Annotated in this window: 16 protein-coding genes; 6 read left to right on the forward strand and 10 right to left on the reverse strand. The window is 59.5% G+C overall.

The annotated features are described in order from the left end of the window. Positions 1–71: 71 nt before the first annotated feature. The gene (locus LVW35_RS26310; protein WP_233892656.1) at positions 72–953 is read left to right on the forward strand and encodes an acyltransferase; all 882 of its coding nucleotides are present in this window, start codon (positions 72–74) and stop codon (positions 951–953) included. 302 nt (positions 954–1,255) lie between these two features. Here the strand turns inward: LVW35_RS26310 and LVW35_RS26315 are convergent, their stop codons facing one another. After that, positions 1,256–1,822: a DUF2780 domain-containing protein gene (locus tag LVW35_RS26315; RefSeq protein WP_233892657.1), complete on the reverse strand. Its 567-nt coding sequence runs from the start codon at positions 1,820–1,822 to the stop codon at positions 1,256–1,258. 269 nt (positions 1,823–2,091) lie between these two features. Here LVW35_RS26315 and LVW35_RS26320 point away from each other — a divergent pair, with 269 nt between their 5' ends. Then, a complete protein-coding gene (locus LVW35_RS26320) occupies positions 2,092–2,487 on the forward strand; it encodes a DUF3757 domain-containing protein (RefSeq protein WP_233892659.1) in 396 nt (131 codons plus the stop codon). Between the two features lie 86 nt (positions 2,488–2,573). On the opposite strand, the gene fdhA is transcribed toward LVW35_RS26320, so the two are convergent. The 8 genes from fdhA to LVW35_RS26360 all read right to left on the reverse strand — a co-directional run bounded on the left by fdhA (position 2,574) and on the right by LVW35_RS26360 (position 12,221). Then, on the reverse strand, positions 2,574–3,773 hold the full coding sequence (gene fdhA, locus LVW35_RS26325) for a formaldehyde dehydrogenase, glutathione-independent (RefSeq protein ID WP_016977809.1): 1,200 nt from the start codon (positions 3,771–3,773) through the stop codon (positions 2,574–2,576). A 121-nt stretch (positions 3,774–3,894) separates the two neighbouring features. Next, on the reverse strand, positions 3,895–4,752 hold the full coding sequence (gene purU, locus LVW35_RS26330; RefSeq protein WP_233892660.1) for a formyltetrahydrofolate deformylase: 858 nt from the start codon (positions 4,750–4,752) through the stop codon (positions 3,895–3,897). A 10-nt stretch (positions 4,753–4,762) separates the two neighbouring features. After that, complete coding sequence (locus tag LVW35_RS26335; protein WP_233892661.1) at positions 4,763–5,395, reverse strand: sarcosine oxidase subunit gamma; 633 nt, start codon at positions 5,393–5,395, stop codon at positions 4,763–4,765. Between the two features lie 65 nt (positions 5,396–5,460). Next, the gene (locus LVW35_RS26340; protein WP_233892662.1) at positions 5,461–8,478 is read right to left on the reverse strand and encodes a sarcosine oxidase subunit alpha; all 3,018 of its coding nucleotides are present in this window, start codon (positions 8,476–8,478) and stop codon (positions 5,461–5,463) included. Beyond that, positions 8,475–8,777 (reverse strand): sarcosine oxidase subunit delta, encoded by a 303-nt coding sequence (locus LVW35_RS26345; protein WP_010207083.1) that lies wholly within the window; start codon positions 8,775–8,777, stop codon positions 8,475–8,477. Before LVW35_RS26345 ends, LVW35_RS26340 begins: the two co-directional genes overlap by 4 nt. Positions 8,778–8,792: 15 nt before the next feature. Beyond that, positions 8,793–10,043, reverse strand: coding sequence for a sarcosine oxidase subunit beta (locus LVW35_RS26350; RefSeq protein WP_010207084.1), 1,251 nt, complete (start codon positions 10,041–10,043; stop codon positions 8,793–8,795). A gap of 22 nt (positions 10,044–10,065) precedes the next feature. Next, positions 10,066–11,319, reverse strand: a complete 1,254-nt coding sequence (gene glyA, locus LVW35_RS26355; protein WP_010207085.1) for a serine hydroxymethyltransferase — start codon at positions 11,317–11,319, stop codon at positions 10,066–10,068. Positions 11,320–11,492: 173 nt separating this feature from the next. Continuing rightward, positions 11,493–12,221: a TraX family protein gene (locus LVW35_RS26360; RefSeq protein WP_233896551.1), complete on the reverse strand. Its 729-nt coding sequence runs from the start codon at positions 12,219–12,221 to the stop codon at positions 11,493–11,495. 90 nt (positions 12,222–12,311) lie between these two features. Between LVW35_RS26360 and LVW35_RS26365 the strand changes: the two genes are divergently transcribed. Together LVW35_RS26365 and LVW35_RS26370 are read left to right on the forward strand one after the other, a co-directional pair. After that, complete coding sequence (locus tag LVW35_RS26365; RefSeq protein WP_233892663.1) at positions 12,312–13,352, forward strand: threonine aldolase family protein; 1,041 nt, start codon at positions 12,312–12,314, stop codon at positions 13,350–13,352. Positions 13,353–13,528: 176 nt separating this feature from the next. Continuing rightward, on the forward strand, positions 13,529–13,726 hold the full coding sequence (locus tag LVW35_RS26370; protein WP_233892664.1) for a hypothetical protein: 198 nt from the start codon (positions 13,529–13,531) through the stop codon (positions 13,724–13,726). 58 nt (positions 13,727–13,784) lie between these two features. Here the strand turns inward: LVW35_RS26370 and LVW35_RS26375 are convergent, their stop codons facing one another. Beyond that, positions 13,785–15,602 carry a flavin monoamine oxidase family protein gene (locus LVW35_RS26375; protein ID WP_233892665.1) on the reverse strand — a complete coding sequence of 606 codons (1,818 nt, stop codon included), beginning with the start codon at positions 15,600–15,602 and terminating at the stop codon, positions 13,785–13,787. 276 nt (positions 15,603–15,878) lie between these two features. Here LVW35_RS26375 and LVW35_RS26380 point away from each other — a divergent pair, with 276 nt between their 5' ends. Next, entirely contained in the window at positions 15,879–17,318 is a 1,440-nt protein-coding gene (locus LVW35_RS26380) for a purine-cytosine permease family protein (RefSeq protein WP_233892667.1), read from the forward strand. A gap of 2 nt (positions 17,319–17,320) precedes the next feature. Beyond that, positions 17,321–18,136 (forward strand): nitrilase-related carbon-nitrogen hydrolase, encoded by an 816-nt coding sequence (locus LVW35_RS26385; RefSeq protein WP_233892668.1) that lies wholly within the window; start codon positions 17,321–17,323, stop codon positions 18,134–18,136. The last annotated feature ends 2 nt before the right edge of the window (positions 18,137–18,138 follow it).

Genomic DNA, 18,138 nt, shown 5'->3' on the forward strand with positions numbered 1-18,138 from the left:
GCGAATTGGGATTTGGCCTCTCGACTCACGTTGCTTATCATGGCCCGCCCACAGTATTTCAAGAGTTACTTATGCGCCGCCTGCTCACCGGCTGTTTTGTCTCATTGCTGCTGTTGCTCAACACCCTGGTCCTCATCGGACCTTTGATGGTGTTTGCCCTGCTCAAGCTGATGGCCCCCGGCCGTTATCGTGACTACATGTCGTGGGCGGTGATGTGGATCGCCGAGACCTGGGCCGAGATCGACAAGCTGATTTTCGCGCTGTGCATCCCAACCCAATGGGATATTCGCGGCGGCGACGATTTGCGCGGTGACACGTCCTACCTTGTGATCAGCAACCACCAATCCTGGGTGGATATCCCGGCGCTGATCCAGGCCCTTAACCGCCGTACACCGTTCTTCAAATTCTTCCTGAAAAAAGAGCTGATCTGGGTGCCCTTCCTGGGCCTGGCCTGGTGGGCGCTGGATTACCCCTTCATGAAGCGCTACACCAAGGCCTTCCTGGCCAAGCACCCGGAACTCGCGGGGCAGGATTTAAAGATCACCAAGCAAGCCTGCGAGCTGTTCAAGCGCCAACCGGTGACGGTCGTCAATTATCTGGAAGGCACACGGTTCAACGAAGCCAAGCGCAAGCAGCAGGGTTCACCCTTCACCCGCTTGCTCAAGCCCAAGGCGGGCGGCGTGGCGTTCGTGCTGGCGGCGATGGGTGAGCAGTTGGATGCGGTACTCGACGTAACGGTGGTCTATCCGCAGCAGAAGATTCCGGGGTTCTGGGATTTGATCAGCGGTTCTGTACCGAAGGTGATCATTGATATCCGTACCCGCGAGCTGGACCCCGCGTTATGGCAAGGGGATTACGAAAACGATCCGGTGTTTCGCCAGACCCTCCAGAACTGGGTGAATCAGCTCTGGAGGGAGAAGGATCAAAAAATCAGTATTCTCATGAAGTCTTAGGCGTGGGTTTTAGGAAAAGATCTATATATTCATCGTTTGCACGTTTCAACATGGCGTTAGGATCAGAGGAACTTGGATAATTCTTCGCGGCGTCTTTCAATTGCTGCGTCATCAACGGTTGATACACAGGGAAATGGGTGAGAATGTTCTGAGTCGACATGGAAACCTCCAATAAAAGATGTGTGTATCACTCACCAAGCTTGAGCGACTTGTGGGCGATGATCTTATGTGGCAGAAGTCACGCTGAGGGTCCACGAGCACATGTTATATTTTGTATCGTCGGTGCCCCGTTGCCTCAACCATCAAATTCCCCAAATGCTACCCAGTTTGCTCACAATAGAAGTGCTTGCCCCCTGCCCTTCCATATATTGCAAAATCACCGGGGCAAACTGGCCGACCATCCCGCTGTCCATGCCCAAGGCGCTGAAGGCGGTGTTCAGGTCGTTGGTGTTCTTCACGTTACCCAGCAGGCCGTCCAGGCCGCTGGTCTTGCTGCCGCCGGTCTGGCCGAGCATCCCGCTCAAGGCCCCGAGGCTACCCAACGCATTGTTGCCCGACAGCTGGTCGAGCCCCGGCACGCTATTGCCCAGCTGCGAATAGTCGTTGCCGCTCAGTTTGTTCTTGGCCAGGCCCAGCATGGCGCCCGTGCCGCCGACGGCTTGTTCGGGGGTAATGTTCAGCTGGGAGGTCAGAGCGCTCAGCAAACCGGCCGTCTCGGAAGACGGTGCAGCAGCGGCAGCCTTGTTGTTGCCACCCTGCATGCCGGAAATGGCATTGGCCGCGTCGCCAAGGCTGAACCCTGCGGCGAACACCGGGCCTGCTGCCAGAGTCATGAGGCAGGAAAGGGCGAAACCGCGTGAAATCTTCATCGAAACAACCTCTGGGTGTAGGGGTGAAAGCAGGCGTTTGACTGGGTATCCCGCGCATTGTTCCGGGCCGTTCCAGGAATCCGATTGCACGATCAGAGTCCATCAATGACTTTAAATACACAGGGCAACCGTGAGCGTATCTCGAAATAAAAAAATGATTTTTATAAAGAATCAATCTAAAGCACTGTCATTTCTGACAGTAGCGAGCCCAGGCACGATACACCACTATCCCTACTCCACTATTCACTGATACCAGAAGGATTTGAATCATGAAGATTGCACTGACTGCTGGAGCTTTTGCGATGCTTGCCCTGATGGGAAATGCCTACGCGGCCACCGCAACTTGCCCTCCCATTTCAACCATCACGCAAACTGAAATGTCGGGCGGAGGCTATTCTTACTCGGCAACGGGGCCCAGCGGGCTCACCTGGACAGGTGAAAATCCTCAAGGGCAATCCAACTACTTGGACGACTCAAAATTTACAGATGCCTACTACAAAAGCGAAACCAAAGCGGTCATTTGCAGTTATGAGGGGCCAGGCGATGCAGGCGTCAGAGTCGCACTGAAACCTGTCGAAAACTGGGCGCCAGCGCCAGGCACACAATGGAATGGGAACTCCTGCAAAGATTCCGACATTTCCAAATGTTCGTTTACCCTCAACTGACGATCACCGACCCAGGCAGGCTATTTGTACAGTAAGAGCCTCCCATGAAAACGGCGACCCGAGGGTCGCCGTTTTAACTTCGCGCCTTACGCCGCACTAAACAACTTATGCGGATCAATCACAAACTTCTTCGGCACACCCGCATCGAATTCGCCATAACCACGTGGCGCATCATCCAGGCTGATCACCTGCACGCCGACGATCTCGGCAATGTTGATACGGTCCCACATGATCGCCTGCATCAGCGCGCGGTTGTACTTCATCACCGGGGTCTGGCCGGTGTGGAAGCTGTGGGATTTGGCCCAGCCCAAACCGAAGCGAATGCTCAGGCTGCCCATTTTTGCCGCGGCATCCACAGCACCCGGGTCTTCGGTGACGTACAAGCCTGGAATACCAATCTTGCCCGCTACGCGCACCACGCCCATCAGCGAGTTGAGCACCGTGGCCGGGGCTTCGGCTTTCACGCCTTCATGACCGTGGCCACGCGCTTCGAAACCAACGGCGTCGACGGCGCAATCCACTTCCGGCTCGCCTAGCAACGCGGCGATTTGTTCGTGCAGCGGGGTGTCGGTGGACAGGTCGGCCACTTCGAAACCCTGGGCCTTGGCGTGGGCGAGGCGGATCGGGTTGACGTCGCCGATGATCACCACCGCCGCGCCCAACAGGCGTGCTGAAGCGGCAGCGGCCAGACCCACCGGGCCTGCGCCCGCGATGTACACGGTGCTACCCGGACCGACACCAGCAGTAACGGCGCCGTGGTAACCGGTTGGCAGGATGTCGGAGAGGCAGGTCAGGTCACGGATTTTTTCCATGGCCTTGTCGCGGTCCGGCAGTTTGAGCAGGTTGAAGTCGGCGTACGGCACCAGCACATACTCGGCTTGGCCGCCGGTCCAGTCGCCCATGTCAACATAGCCGTAGGCGCCACCGGCGCGAGCCGGGTTGACGGTCAGGCATACGCCGGTGTGTTGCTCTTTGCAGGAACGGCAGCGGCCGCAGGCTACGTTGAAGGGTACGGAAACCAGGTCGCCGATTTTCAGGTTCTCGACGTCGCTGCCCTTCTCGATCACTTCACCGGTAATTTCATGACCGAGCACCAGGCCGGTCTGGGCAGTGGTGCGGCCACGCACCATGTGTTGGTCAGAGCCGCAGATATTGGTGGAGACCACGCGCAGGATAACGCCGTGCTCAATCTTCCTGCCACGGGGGTCCTGCATTTTGGGATAGTCGATTTTCTGTACTTCGACCTTGCCGTTGCCGAGATACACGACACCACGATTACCAGACATGTCAGTCACCTCTATATTTATCGTTGTTAAGAGAGTGGAGTGAGCTTCAAGCGGCCAGCTACAAGCCGCAAGAAGTGTGCAGTGCCGCTTTTTCCTGCGGCTTGAAGCTTGCAAATTGCCACTACAGAACGACCGTCCTGTTAGCGTTCAAGAACACACGTCTTTCAATGTGATAACCCACAGCTCGAGCCAATGTGAGCCCTTCAATATCCCGCCCCTTGGCAATCAAATCCTCGGGATAGTGGCTGTGATCCACCACCTCCACGCCCTGGGCGATGATCGGACCTTCGTCCAGGTCGTTGTTGATGTAATGCGCCGTGGCGCCAACCAACTTCACCCCCTTGTTGTACGCCTGGTGATACGGCTTGGCGCCCTTGAAGCCCGGCAGCAACGAGTGGTGAATGTTGATGGCCTTGCCATCCAGCTTGCGGCACAGCTCCGGTGACAACACTTGCATGTAGCGCGCAAGGATCACCAGCTCGGCGCCGGTGTCTTCCACCACCTGCCATACCTGACGCTCCTGGGATGGCTTGTCGTTGGGGTCGAGGGGGAAATGGTAGTAGGGGATCTGGTGCCAGTCGGCCAAAGGCTTCAGATCGGGGTGGTTGGATACCACCGCAACCACATCCATCGACAGTTGGCCGATGCGCTGGCGATACAGCAGATCGTTCAGGCAGTGATCGGCCTTGGAGACCATGATCACCACTTTTGGCCGGTAATTCGGCGCCGTCAGCTCGAAGATCATGCCGAAGGCTTCACCACGGGTGGCCAGGCCATCACGGAAGGCCTGTTCGTCAAAACCATCGGGCTGGCGAAACTCCACGCGGATGAAGAACCGACCCGAAAGCCGGTCATCGAACGAGTGGTGCTCAGTAACGTAGCAACCCTCTTCGAACAGGTAGCGGGTGACCGCGTCCACCGTGCCGAGCACGCTGGGGCAGTCGGCGGTCAAAATCCATGTATCGGGTGCGCGGCTCATGGGTCATTCCTCAGGCTTGAACGCTCAGGCCAAACTCGGCAGACGCATCCTGCAACCACAACCACCAGTAATCCGAGAAGCTGCGGCGAATCAGCAGTTCCCAAGTGTCTTCAGCCGTGTGACGGATCACCAGCTGCGACTTGGCGAACACCGTGCCCACCGCCTTGCCCACCGGGAAGTTGTTGGGGTGCACGTCGTAGCTGGTGGACTTCATCAGCACATCACGCACATTCGGGCCGCTGAGTTCGAGGATCTGCTGACCGCCGCTGACGTTGACGATCTGGATATGCAGGTCGCCCAGGGCGGCACGCAGGTTTTGCTCGGCGGCGAATTCTTCACCGCTTGGCACGATCAGCAACCACTCATCCGGGCCGAGCCATTGCAGGCTGGTGTCGCCTTTGACGATCACCTGCAAAGCACCGGGCAACTCTATGCCCAGGGCCTTATGCACGCCGGCGGCGAACGCCGCGTCATGACCATCGCCACGGATGGTCAGGTGGCCGAGGAGTTTCTTTTCACGCACGGTCACGCCGGCGTTCTTGCGGCCTTTGCCGACCAGGCTGGCGAGGTCGGCATGGTGCAGCGACGACTCGGCCTTGGCGCCGGAGGTGGGGCGTTGTTGGTATACGTTGGCTGCTGTCATAAAGCACCTGTCTGAATGCTGTGGTGAAGCTACTGGCTTGCTCGCGAAGGCGGCGACTCGGTCTATCAGATGTTCTGGCGGTCGCCTTTCGGGTCGAAGAACACCGAAGAAACAATCTCCGCCTCGATCACGCTGCCATCCGCCTGCGGTGAGAACACCCGCTCGCCGATGCGCTTCAAGCCGCCCTTCACCACGCCCATGGCAAACGAATAGCCCAAGGAGTTGTGCGCATAACTTGAGGTGACGTGACCGACCATCTTCATCGGGATCGTCTGCTTCGGATCGAACACCAGCTGCGCGCCTTCCGGCAGCCACACATTCGGATCGATCGGCTTCAAGCCCACCAGTTGCTTGCGCTCTTCGCGCACGCAGTCTTCACGGTTCATGCCGCGCCAGCCGATCCACGAGAACGGCTTGGTACGCCCGACACACCAGCCCATGTTGAGGTCGTCCGGGGTCATCGAACCGTCAGTGTCCTGGCCGACGATGATGAAGCCCTTCTCGGCCCGCAACACGTGCATGGTCTCGGTGCCGTACGGGGTCAGGTTGTACTTCTTGCCGGCGTCGACGATTTTTTCCAGTACGCCCATGGCGTAGTCGGCCTGCACGTTGACTTCGTACGACAGCTCACCGGTAAACGAAATCCGGAACACCCGAGCCGGTACACCGCCGACCAACCCTTCTTTCCAGGTCATGAACGGGAAGCCGTCCTTGTCCAGGTCGATGTCGGTGACTTCCGCCAGCAGCTTGCGGCTGTTGGGGCCGGACAGGGTCATGGTCGCCCAGTGGTCGGTGACCGAGGTGAAATACACCTTGAGGTCTGGCCATTCGGTCTGTTGGTAGATTTCCAACCACTGCAGCACGCGGGCGGCGCCGCCGGTGGTGGTGGTCATCAGGAAGTGGTTGTCGGCGAGACAGGCTGTGACGCCGTCGTCGAAGACCATGCCGTCTTCCTTGCACATCAGACCGTAGCGCGCCTTGCCCACGTCGAGCTTGGTCCAGGCGTTGGTGTAGATGCGGTTGAGGAACTCACGCGCGTCCGGGCCCTGGATGTCGATCTTGCCGAGGGTGGAGGCGTCCAGCAGGCCGACGCTGTCGCGCACGGCCAGGCATTCGCGTTTGACGGCGGCGTGCAGGTCTTCACCGTTGCGCGGGAAGTACCATGGGCGCTTCCACTGGCCAACGTCTTCAAACTCGGCGCCATTCTTGACGTGCCAGGCTTGCAGCGCGGTGTAGCGCACCGGTTCGAAGATGTGCCCAACGTGACGGCCCGCAATCGCGCCGAAGGTCACCGGCGTGTAGTTCGGGCGGAACATGGTGGTGCCCATCTGCGGGATGGTCACGTTCAACGAACGGGCGGCAATGGCCAGGCCGTTGACATTGCCCAGCTTGCCCTGGTCGGTGCCGAAGCCCAGCGCGGTGTAGCGCTTGACGTGCTCGACCGACTCGAACCCTTCGCGGGTCGCCAATTCGATGGCGGCGGCGGTCACGTCGTTCTGCAGGTCGACGAATTGCTTCGGCGCCCGTGCAGTTGGCTTGTCATGCGGTACTTGGTAAACAGCCAGCGTCGGCTCTTCCAAGCGGCTCAGGGCTTTCGGCAAGGTGCCTTCCACTGGGGCAAAACCGGCTTCGCTGGCCGCGCGCACGCCGCCTTCAAAACCGTCCGCCAGGGAATCGCCAAGGCCGTAGACGCCGTTGACACCACCCACGCACACGCGTTTCTGCGGGGCTTCACCCGGTACGAAACCGAGGATGTCTTCACGCCAGGTCGGCTTGCCGCCCAGGTGCGAGGCCAAGTGAACGACTGGGCTATAGCCGCCGGAGCTGGCGACCAGGTCGCAGTCCAGCCATTCGCCGGGGCTGGTGACTTTATGCGCCTTCACATCAATCGCGGCCACGCGAGCGGCAGTGACGTGTTTGCTGCCACGGGCTTCGATCACGGCGCTGCCGGTGAGGATACGAATGCCCTTGGCGCGAGCTTCTTCAACCAGCGCACCGCGTGGGTTGTGGCGTACATCGGCCACCGCCACCACTTGCAGGCCGGCATCGAGCCAATCCAGGGCAACGCGGTAGGCGTGGTCGTTGTTGGTCGACAACACCAGCTTCTTGCCCGGCGCCACGCCATAGCGACGCACGTAGGTGGAGACTGCACCGGCCAGCATGTTGCCCGGCACATCGTTGTTGCCGTAGACCAGCGGACGCTCGCACGCACCGGTCGCCAACACCACACGCTTGGCGCGCACACGGTGGATACGCTGGCGCACCACACCAATCGGCGCACGGTCACCGAGGTGATCGGTGAGGCGTTCATGGATGGTCAGGAAGTTATGGTCGTGGTAGCCATTGACGGTGGCGCGGGGCAGCAGCACCACGTCCGGCAGGGCTTTCAACTCGGCAATGACACTGGCAACCCATTCAGCCGCCGGCTTGCCGTCGAGGCTTTCACGCGAGTCCAGCAGTGAACCGCCGAACTCTTCCTGCTCATCGGCAATGATCACACGCGCACCGCTGCGTGCAGCCGCCAGTGCAGCCGCCAAACCGGCAGGGCCGGCACCCACCACCAGCACGTCGCAATGACGGTTGAAGTTGTCGTAGGTGTCCGGATCGTTCTCGGTTGGCGAGCGGCCAAGACCCGCGGCCTTACGAATGTACTTCTCGTAGGTCATCCAGAACGATTGCGGGTACATGAAGGTTTTGTAGTAGAACCCCGGCGGCATCAGCTTGCCGCCGACCTTGCCGAGAATGCCCATCACGTCGTTGTTGACGTTCGGCCAGCCGTTGGTGCTAGTGGCGACCAGGCCTTGGTACAGCGCCTGTTGCGTGGCACGCACGTTGGGAATCTGAGTGGCTTCGGTGGCGCCGATCTGCAGCACCGCGTTCGGCTCTTCGGCGCCCGCAGCGAAGATGCCGCGAGGGCGCGAGTACTTGAAGCTGCGGCCAATGATGTCGACGCCGTTGGCCAGCAGGGCTGCGGCCAGTGTGTCGCCTTCAAAGCCTTTGTAGCTCTGGCCGTTAAAGGTAAACGTCAGGACTTTATTACGGTCGATCCGGCCACCGTTGGACAGGCGATTGGTCTGGCTCATACCTTCTCTCCAGAGGCCTTGGCGGTGAATTGTGGCTTCTCACCGATCTTGTAGGTTTCAAGAATTTCGTAGGTCAGGGTGTCGCGGGTCGCGTTGAAGTACTGGCGGCAGCCGGCGGCGTGAATCCACAGTTCGTGGTGCAGGCCACGGGGGTTGTCGCGGAAGAACATGTAGTCGCCCCACTCTTCATCGGTGCAGGCATTCGGGTCCAGCGGGCGCGGGATGTGCGCTTGGCCGGACGCGTGGAATTCCTCTTCGGAGCGCAGTTCGCCACAGTGAGGACAGAAGATATGCAACATAGGGAATTTCTCCTGTTAGTGGGCGACGGCCGCAGCGCCGTGTTCGTCGATCAACGCACCGTTGTGGAACCGGTCGATGGAGAATGGCGCGGCCAATGGGTGCATTTCACCCTTGGCGAGGCTCGCGGCAAACACGTTGCCTGAGCCCGGCGTGGCCTTGAAGCCACCGGTGCCCCAACCGCAGTTGAAGAACATGTTCGGCACCGGGGTCTTGGAGATGATCGGGCACGCATCCGGCGTGGTGTCGACAATGCCGCCCCACTGACGGTTCATGCGCACGCGGGAAAGCACCGGGAACATCTCGACGATGGCCTGGATGGTGTGCTCGATCACCGGGTACGAACCACGCTGGCCGTAGCCGTTGTAGCCATCGATACCGGCGCCGATCACCAGGTCGCCCTTGTCGGACTGGCTGATGTAGCCGTGTACGGCGTTGGACATGATCACGCTGTCGATGATCGGCTTGATCGGCTCAGACACCAGCGCTTGCAGCGGGTGGGATTCGATCGGCAGGCGGAACCCGGCGAGCGAGGCCATATGCCCGGAGTTACCGGCAGTCACCACGCCAACACGCTTGGCGCCGATAAAGCCCTTGTTGGTTTCCACACCGATGCACACACCGTTTTCCTTTCGAAAACCGATCACTTCGGTCTGCTGGATCAAGTCCACCCCGAGTGCGTCAGCGGCGCGGGCAAAGCCCCAGGCCACGGCATCGTGACGGGCCACGCCGCCGCGACGTTGCACAGTGGCGCCGAGTACCGGATAGCGAGTGTTTTTCGAGCAGTCGAGGTACGGGATCTCGTCTGCAACTTGCTTGGCATTGAGCAATTCGCCGTCCACGCCGTTGAGGCGGTTGGCGCTGACGCGACGCTCGGAATCACGGATGTCCTGCAGGGTGTGGCACAGGTTGTAGACGCCACGCTGGGAGAACATCACGTTGTAGTTCAGGTCCTGGGACAGGCCTTCCCACAGTTTCATCGCGTGCTCGTAGAGGTGGGCCGACTCGTCCCACAGGTAGTTGGAACGTACGATGGTGGTGTTGCGCGCGGTGTTACCGCCGCCCAGCCAGCCCTTCTCGACCACGGCCACGTTGGTGATGCCGTGCTCCTTGGCCAGGTAGTAGGCGGTCGCCAGACCATGCCCGCCGCCGCCGACGATGACCACGTCGTAGACCTTTTTAGGGGTCGGCGTGCGCCACATCTTCTGCCAGTTTTCGTGGTGGCTGAGTGAGTGCTTGAAGAGGCCGAAGCCCGAGTAGCGTTGCATAGTCATTACTCCAAAACCGCGCTCAGCGATAAACCGGGAAATCAGCGCACAGGGCAGACACGTGCTTGGCCACATTGGCCTCGACGTCGGCGTCGCCGAGGTTGTCGAGGATGTCGCAGATCCAGCCGGCCAGTTCAATGCACTGCGGCACTTTGAAACCACGCGTGGTCACCGCCGGGGTGCCGATGCGCAGGCCCGAGGTCACGAACGGCGACTGCGGGTCATTCGGCACAGCGTTCTTGTTGACGGTGATGTGGGCGCGCCCCAAGGCGGCGTCCGCCTCTTTACCGGTGAGGCCCTGACGGATCAGGCTGACCAGGAACAGGTGGTTGTCGGTGCCGCCGGACACGACATCGTAACCACGCTTGATAAACACATCGGCCATGGCCTGGGCGTTGTCGATCACTTGTTGCTGATAGGCCTTGAAACCTGGCTCCAGCGCTTCCTTGAAGCACACGGCCTTGCCGGCGATGACGTGCATCAGCGGGCCGCCCTGGGCACCAGGGAATACGGCGGCGTTGAGTTTCTTTTCGATTTCTTCGTTGGACTTGGCCAGGATCAGACCGCCCCGTGGACCGCGCAGGGTCTTGTGGGTGGTGGTGGTGACCACGTCGGCGTACGGCAGCGGGTTCGGGTACAGGCCGGCGGCGACCAGGCCGGCGACGTGGGCCATGTCGACGAACAGCAGTGCGCCCACTTTGTCCGCGATCTGACGGAAGCGTGGGAAATCCAGAGTCTTGGAGTAGGCAGAGAAACCGGCCACGACCATTTTCGGCTTGTGCTCAACGGCCAGGCGCTCGACTTCGTCGTAGTCGATCAGGCCGGTGTCGGTGTTGATGCCGTATTGCACCGCGTTGTACAGCTTGCCCGAGGACGACACTTTGGCGCCGTGGGTCAGGTGACCGCCGTGGGCCAGGCTCATGCCCAGGATAGTGTCGCCGGCTTGCAGCAGGGCCAGGTACACCGCGCTGTTGGCGGACGAGCCGGAGTGCGGCTGCACGTTGGCGTAATCGGCACCGAACAGCTGCTTGGCGCGCTCGATGGCCAGGGCCTCGACTTTGTCCACGTGCTCGCAACCACCGTAATAGCGCTTGCCCGGGTAGCCTTCGGCGTATTTGTTGGTGAGGCCGCTGCCTTGGGCTTCCATCACACGTTTGCTGGTGTAGTTCTCTGACGCGATCAGCTCGATATGATCTTCCTGGCGCTGCTCCTCGGCATTCATGGCCGCCAGCAGTGCATCGTCATATCCCTGGATCTGGTCTTGTTTGCTGAACATCGCGTCTCTCCCAGCCTTTCGTATTGTTGAGGCCCGTGCAGGGCCCTTTGATGCGATGGTAGGGCTGGCGCAGACAGGTCAAATGCCTACGGACGCCACGCAAAGGTGCGTTTACGACATTAGTGAGCGACACAAAACAAATGTGAGAGCGGGCTTGCTCGCTCCCACAGGAGCTATGTGATGATCTTTCGAAGGAGTAGCAGCAGTAAGAAATGCGCGGGATAAAGTGCATACGCCCAGCGCCGCATGGCCGGCGCCGACACGTGCCTAGCGTGTCGCAACAAGAGCAACCCAGCCAATGGCGCGATCAGGCACGCAACCAATCCCAATGTCGCCACTGGCGTGCCGCTGTTGAGCAGGATCTGCCATTGGTTGGCGGCGACACAGACCAAACCCGGCAACACGCTGAAATACCATGGGCGACTGAACACCAACAGCATGGCCAGCGGCAGCAAGACACCAAAGAAACCGAACATCAGTTGCGTGGAGAACACAGCGGCAACCGTGATGGCAATCAGCGCCAATCCTCGATCAAAAAGCGCCTTCTGCTGCCATCCTCGGGCTACCAGCAGGCCCAGAACCAACGTGGGCAATACGTTCAACGTATCGGCATCGTCGATAAACAAGCGGTAGGGCACTTCGCTGATCACGCTGAACAACAACAGCCGCCCCATGTAACGCCACTGGCCCGTTACGGGAGCACCCCGGATCCGATGCAGGTTCGCCGCAATCGCCAGGCAAAACCACGGGAACGCCAAGCGTCCCGGCACATACAGGCCGTCCAGGCTCAAACCGACATAGCGCAAGTGGTCGAGCACCATGCTCAACAGCGCCAGCCACTTGAGCAGATCCAAGGCGCCATCGCGGACACGTCCGACAGGCAGGGTTCCAGTACCGTGCATAATTCCCCAGTGACTTTGCATTTACAGCACGTGCGCACCCGCGACAATCTTGGTTACAGTGCGCACCAACATCGACCACAGGAATGGGCCATGACCGACAAGAGCCAACAATTCGCCAGTGACAACTATTCCGGCATCTGCCCGGAAGCCTGGGCCGCCATGGAACAAGCCAACCAAGGCCATCAACGCGCCTACGGCGATGATGAATGGACCCACCGCGCCGCCGACGGTTTCCGCAACCTGTTCGAAACCGACTGCGAAGTGTTCTTCGCCTTCAATGGCACTGCCGCCAACTCACTGGCGCTGTCGTCGCTGTGCCAGAGCTACCATAGCGTGATTTGCTCGGAAACCGCCCACGTCGAAACCGACGAATGCGGCGCGCCGGAGTTTTTCTCCAACGGCTCCAAGCTGCTCACCGCCCGCACCGAAAACGGCAAGCTGACCCCGGAGTCGATCCGCGAGATCGCCCTCAAGCGCCAGGACATCCACTACCCCAAACCACGCGTGGTCACCCTGACCCAAGCCACCGAAGTCGGCAGCGTGTACACCCCGGATGAAATCCGTGCCATCAGCGTCACCTGCAAAGAGCTGGGCCTGAACCTGCACATGGACGGCGCGCGCTTCTCCAACGCCTGCGCGTTCTTGGGCTGTTCGCCGGCGGACCTGACCTGGAAAGCCGGCGTGGACGTGCTGTGCTTTGGCGGCACCAAGAACGGCATGGCCGTGGGCGAAGCGATTCTATTCTTCAACCACAAGCTGGCCGAAGATTTCGACTACCGCTGTAAACAGGCAGGCCAGTTGGCGTCAAAAATGCGCTTCCTCTCCGCGCCCTGGGTGGGCCTGCTGGAGAACGACGCCTGGCTCAAGCACGCACGCCATGCCAACCACTGCGCCCAGCTGCTGAGCAGCCTGGTAGCAGATATTCCCGGCGTAGAGCTGATGTTTCCGGTGCAGGCCAACGGCGTGTTCCTGCAACTCTCGGAGTCGGCGATTGCCGCGTTGACCGCCAAGGGCTGGCGTTTCTACACCTTCATCGGCAAAGGCGGTGCGCGCTTCATGTGTGCGTGGGATACCGAGGAAGAGCGCGTAAGAGAATTGGCTGCGGACATTCGGAAAGTGATGGAAGCCTGAAACGACGGGCCTTTCAGCCTTTTTTCAGAGACTGTTTGTACGTATTTCCGACAGTATCTATCTACCCCCTGCCTTGGTTAGGATCTCGTCACCCCGAACAAACGGACGCGTTAATTCGGGGCTGACTGCCTGCCGAATAGTCGGCTGGAAAAGGAAATCCTATAGAGGGCAACACCATGGAAATTCAACGCTACACCACTGAATCTCAGCTCCGGGACGACACCAACGCCACACTCGTCAGCCTGGACGATCTGAGGAGGCTGGCAAATGTCGGCGACACCATCGTCGAGCCTTCCAGACTCTTTACGGTCACCGGCAAAGAGTTTGAAATGACAGCATCCGGCGGGTACCTCATCAACCTTTTCGTCCGCTAACCACTAAGGCCCGCGCCGCAGACTCATGACCTGCGACGCGGGACTCATGTGATTGCTCTCATAGCACCTTTGGCTGAAGCGCTTGCCATTCATCAATGGGGCCGCGGTTGTTGAGCAAGGTCCCACCATTGAATTTCACCGCCAGTTTATTCACGGCATTCAAGGCCGTGGTCACAGCCCCTTCCGCCCAGCCTCCCGTCCAGGAAACGTCGTCACCCGCAAGAATGAAACCATCGGGATTGGAACTCGGCACGCCATTCATGAACTGAGAAAACAGCAAGCGCTGGTACTCGTACTGTCCTGGCAGATTCATTTTGAATGCACACAGGAAAAAGGGCTGCTCCTCCCAATTGATTTCGGCAAAGGGGTTGGTCATGCCGAACTCGTTGGCCAGGTTCAACTGATGAGGGGCATACACGCTGTCCAGCAAGCTCGTGCACACCTGCACATGGGACGGCAGCGGCGCACTGCGATCACCCAGGAATTTAAGACTGTCATCATTCCAGGTGTAAGACAAAAACATGCCACTGCCCCTGTAGGGGCCCAGACTCTGGCCATAGTCCAGCAGATAGGTGCCACGGGTAATGCGTTCCGATAACGTTACGCTCATTCTGTACTGCAGATCAGCTCCCACGTCGGTCCAGAACGGTCGTTTGGTCTGGGCGAAGATTTTTGCCGACTGCATGTAATGGGTGTACATCACTGCCTCCCATTCCCTTGGGGATAAGAGGTCATTCACCTGATTGAAGCGGGCAGTGCCGTCCATATAACGGAATTTGTCGAGGATCCGTTTGTGCGGGGTATAGACCACCGCAGGAAAGGTGTATTGGCGATCGCGACCCGAGTTTCGATCAAACACCCACACGTCGAACTCACCATCCGACCGGCGGATGATCTGTCGCACTTCTTGATTGAACGGCTGAGCAATGACTCGAGTGGTCAGGTCTTGCACGGTGGTGCCCGCTGGCCAATGGCGCATGGCGTCGCCGAAGGTATCCGGGGCACGGCTCCATAAGCGGGTCGGTAGCTCGCTGGAGCCGTCATACATCAACTTGTGGTTGGTATCCAGGCCGGTATACAGCACCCGCAACACCTCCAGGAAACAGTTCGGGTAATCGGTGTTCCAACCGCCTGTGCCGAAGCCTATCTGGCCAAACAGGTCGATATCTTCGCGACTCCATCCCGCCTGCTCGACCATCGCGGCAAAAAAACTGAGGTTGTCCCAACCTGCGTCCAGAATCGCGTTCCACAAGACCTTGATCTTGGTCTGATCAAGGCTTCCTTCTGACATGGCGGCTTCCATCTCCTTAAACTTGATCGGGTTCTGTTCGAGGAAAACCTCAAATAACTTGCGCTCGATCTCCGCATACTCGGACGGCAAATTATTGCCTTCGTAATAGACCTGTTGTTGCTGATAGTCGACCACCGTACTGGGGGTTACCGCCGAACCGGGATTGGGAAAGTCCGTCGAGTTGGCCGTCATGCCCACTTTATCGAAATAATGCATTAGCGCCTTGCCCGAAACAGGAAAGCGCATGGCACCCATTTCACAGATAACGCTGTTAGCCGGGTCTTGCGGATCACCCGCCACATGAGAATACAGCCGCCCTCCGATACGGTTGCCGGCCTCTATCACCACGGGGTGCAACCCCATGCGCATGGCTTCATAGGCTGCCACCATTCCGGCGACTCCCGCCCCGACGATCAACACCCGTCTGCCATATGCGAGGCTCGACACCTGCGCCAATGGGGTGCCATTACTGGCGGCCTGGCTGAGAAACCGGCCGTAATGAAAAGGAAAGTCTGGAACCAGCGCAGTGACATCGTTCGCAAGCAAGCGCGCGGCGCCTTTACTACGTGAGGGAATAGCAGACATGGCAATCATCCTTGGCATGTATAAGGACGTCCACCTACTGCTTCAATGCGAAGGGCGAATACGACGTAAGTGCTGTTCAGCGTAGATGCGCGTAGGAAATTTCTCTATATCAATTGGAAATAAATAAGCCGATCAGGCATGAAACCTTGTATCACACGACTTTGCGCCATCAGTTCAGAAATTCATGAAGTGATTATTTGCAAATGCCGATTCAATAGTTTTTTTAGTTACAAGACTCTTCGTAGTCTCACTCAATAAAAACAGACCGTGATGCCCATGAACGTGCCCTCTGACCGATCGGCTGCTCCCCCTTCCAACACACTGAAAATCGAAGCCCGCTCCATCGACTACGTACCGCGTCATGAACGCCACGGCAAGGTCTGGCATCAGGCGCCGTTCTGGTTCACCGGCAACTTCGTACTCACCACCATGGTCACCGGGTTTACCGGCGCGGCCTTGGGGCTGAGCCTGGTATACGCGATCCTGGCGATCGTGATCGGCGTATGCCTGGGCACATTCGCCATGGCGTTCCATGCCAACCAGGGGCCGCGCATGGGGTTGCCGCAGATGATCCAGTCGCGGGCACAATTCGGCCTGCGCGGAGCGATCGTGCCCTTTATCGCGGTGGTCTTCGTGTACATAGGCTTCAACGTGTTCAACGTGATTCTGGCGACCGACGCCATCAATACCGTGCTGCCCGGCACGCGCGCACCCTGGTATGCGTTGATGATCATCCTGGCGGTGGTGATTGCCGTGGTCGGGCACGACCTCCTGCACACCGTGCAACGCTGGCTGACCTACGTGATGATCAGCGTGTTCGCGGTGCTCACCGTAGCCGCAGTGATGCACCTGCAGGCTGACAGTGCCGTGGCCGACGCACACTTTTCCTGGTCGGCCTTCCTCATCCAATTGTCGGCCGCGGCGGGCTACCAGATCAGCTACGCCGTCTATGTTTCGGACTACTCTCGCTACCTGCCGCATAACACGCCGTCACGCAGTGTCATCCTCTGGACCTACCTGGGAGCTGCCGGCTCGGCGCTGTGGCTGATGTCGCTGGGGGCCTTTCTCGCATCGGCGCTGCCCTCGCCCGACGCCATCGGCAGCGTGCAGGCTGTGGGCAACCAACTGCTACCGGGCTTCGGTACTTTTACTGTGTTGATGGCCGTACCGGCGCTGGTCGGCATCATGGCGGTCAATTGCTACGGCGCGATGCTCACCGGGGTCAGTGCCATTGACGGTTTTGTACCGATCAAACCACGGATCAAGGGCCGAATCCTCGGGATCAGCCTGGTGGCCGCAGTCATTTTTGTGATCGCCTTGAGCATTCCAGAGAGCTACCTGCACAGCTTCAACACCTTCGTACTTCTGATGTTGTACTTCCTGGTGCCCTGGACGGCAGTCAACCTCGCAGACTTCTACTTTGTACGAAAAGGACATTACGCAATCAGCGACATATTCAACCCGACCGGTATCTATGGCCGTTGGTCGGGTGCCGGGCTCACGGCGTATTTTCTCGGCCTGGCAGCTATGATTCCCTTTATGGCACTGGATTTTTATCAGGGCCCCATCAGCACAATGCTGGGCGGCGCCGATATTGCGTTCGTTATCGGCCTGGCCGTCTCGGCGGTGGTTTACTGCGTAATGACTCGCCACCTCGACCACGCCGCCGAGTCGCGAGCCATACAAGCCAGCGAGCGTCAATTAGAAGGAAGCTAGTGATGACGGAGCTACGCGTCGTTTGCCATCAACTGGCGCCGCGTATCGGCGAGCCCGACTACAACCGGGCGCTGACCGAGCGCGCGATTCGTGGGGCGACCAGCCTCAACACCCAAGTGATCGTCCTGCCAGAGCTGATCCAGAGCGGTTACGTATTCACTGACCTGGAGGAGGCCCACACTGCCTCAGAGGCACTCGACGGCCCGACGCTGAGCCTATGGAAGAGCCTGGCGGCTGAGCTGAACATTATCATCGTCGCAGGGTTCTGCGAGCGCCTGAGCGCGGGACGGGTCGCCAACAGTGCCGCTCTGGTCGAACCCACCGGGCGGCTGACGGTGTATCGCAAGGCGCACTTGTGGAACCGCGAGAAGCTGATATTCACACCCGGTGACTCGCCGCCGCCGGTGGTCAACACTGCCGTCGGACGGATCGCCCTGATGATCTGCTACGACCTGGAACTGCCCGAGTGGGTGCGCCTGGCCGCGATTGCCGGCGCGGACCTGCTTTGCGCCCCGGTGAACTGGCCAAACGCCCCGCGCCCTGCCGATGAAAGGCCGGCGGAGATCGTGCGGGTCCAGGCCAATGCGGCAGTCAACCGCATGTTCATCGCTGCGTGCGACCGCTATGGCGAAGAGCGTGGCGTGGATTGGGTGGGCGGCTCGGTCATCGTCGACGCTGATGGCTACCCGCTGGCCGGAGCGACCTCCCATCCTGAGGAACAGCAGCTGGTGGCTGACCTGCCACTGGCGCAGGCCAGGGACAAGTCAATCAGCGACCACAACCACGTGCACCAAGATCGTCGGCCAGGGCTGTACTGAGC

This window comes from Pseudomonas sp. HN11 (genome assembly GCF_021390155.1).
Classification (GTDB): domain Bacteria; phylum Pseudomonadota; class Gammaproteobacteria; order Pseudomonadales; family Pseudomonadaceae; genus Aquipseudomonas.

Coding starts and splice junctions, on each gene's coding strand:
- LVW35_RS26310 (WP_233892656.1), top strand. CDS start 72: ATGCGCCGCCTGCTCACCGGCTGTTTTGTCTCATTGCTGCTGTTGCTC.
- LVW35_RS26315 (WP_233892657.1), bottom strand. CDS start 1,822: ATGAAGATTTCACGCGGTTTCGCCCTTTCCTGCCTCATGACTCTGGCA.
- LVW35_RS26320 (WP_233892659.1), top strand. CDS start 2,092: ATGAAGATTGCACTGACTGCTGGAGCTTTTGCGATGCTTGCCCTGATG.
- fdhA (WP_016977809.1), bottom strand. CDS start 3,773: ATGTCTGGTAATCGTGGTGTCGTGTATCTCGGCAACGGCAAGGTCGAA.
- purU (WP_233892660.1), bottom strand. CDS start 4,752: ATGAGCCGCGCACCCGATACATGGATTTTGACCGCCGACTGCCCCAGC.
- LVW35_RS26335 (WP_233892661.1), bottom strand. CDS start 5,395: ATGACAGCAGCCAACGTATACCAACAACGCCCCACCTCCGGCGCCAAG.
- LVW35_RS26340 (WP_233892662.1), bottom strand. CDS start 8,478: ATGAGCCAGACCAATCGCCTGTCCAACGGTGGCCGGATCGACCGTAAT.
- LVW35_RS26345 (WP_010207083.1), bottom strand. CDS start 8,777: ATGTTGCATATCTTCTGTCCTCACTGTGGCGAACTGCGCTCCGAAGAG.
- LVW35_RS26350 (WP_010207084.1), bottom strand. CDS start 10,043: ATGCAACGCTACTCGGGCTTCGGCCTCTTCAAGCACTCACTCAGCCAC.
- glyA (WP_010207085.1), bottom strand. CDS start 11,319: ATGTTCAGCAAACAAGACCAGATCCAGGGATATGACGATGCACTGCTG.
- LVW35_RS26360 (WP_233896551.1), bottom strand. CDS start 12,221: ATGCACGGTACTGGAACCCTGCCTGTCGGACGTGTCCGCGATGGCGCC.
- LVW35_RS26365 (WP_233892663.1), top strand. CDS start 12,312: ATGACCGACAAGAGCCAACAATTCGCCAGTGACAACTATTCCGGCATC.
- LVW35_RS26370 (WP_233892664.1), top strand. CDS start 13,529: ATGGAAATTCAACGCTACACCACTGAATCTCAGCTCCGGGACGACACC.
- LVW35_RS26375 (WP_233892665.1), bottom strand. CDS start 15,602: ATGTCTGCTATTCCCTCACGTAGTAAAGGCGCCGCGCGCTTGCTTGCG.
- LVW35_RS26380 (WP_233892667.1), top strand. CDS start 15,879: ATGAACGTGCCCTCTGACCGATCGGCTGCTCCCCCTTCCAACACACTG.
- LVW35_RS26385 (WP_233892668.1), top strand. CDS start 17,321: ATGACGGAGCTACGCGTCGTTTGCCATCAACTGGCGCCGCGTATCGGC.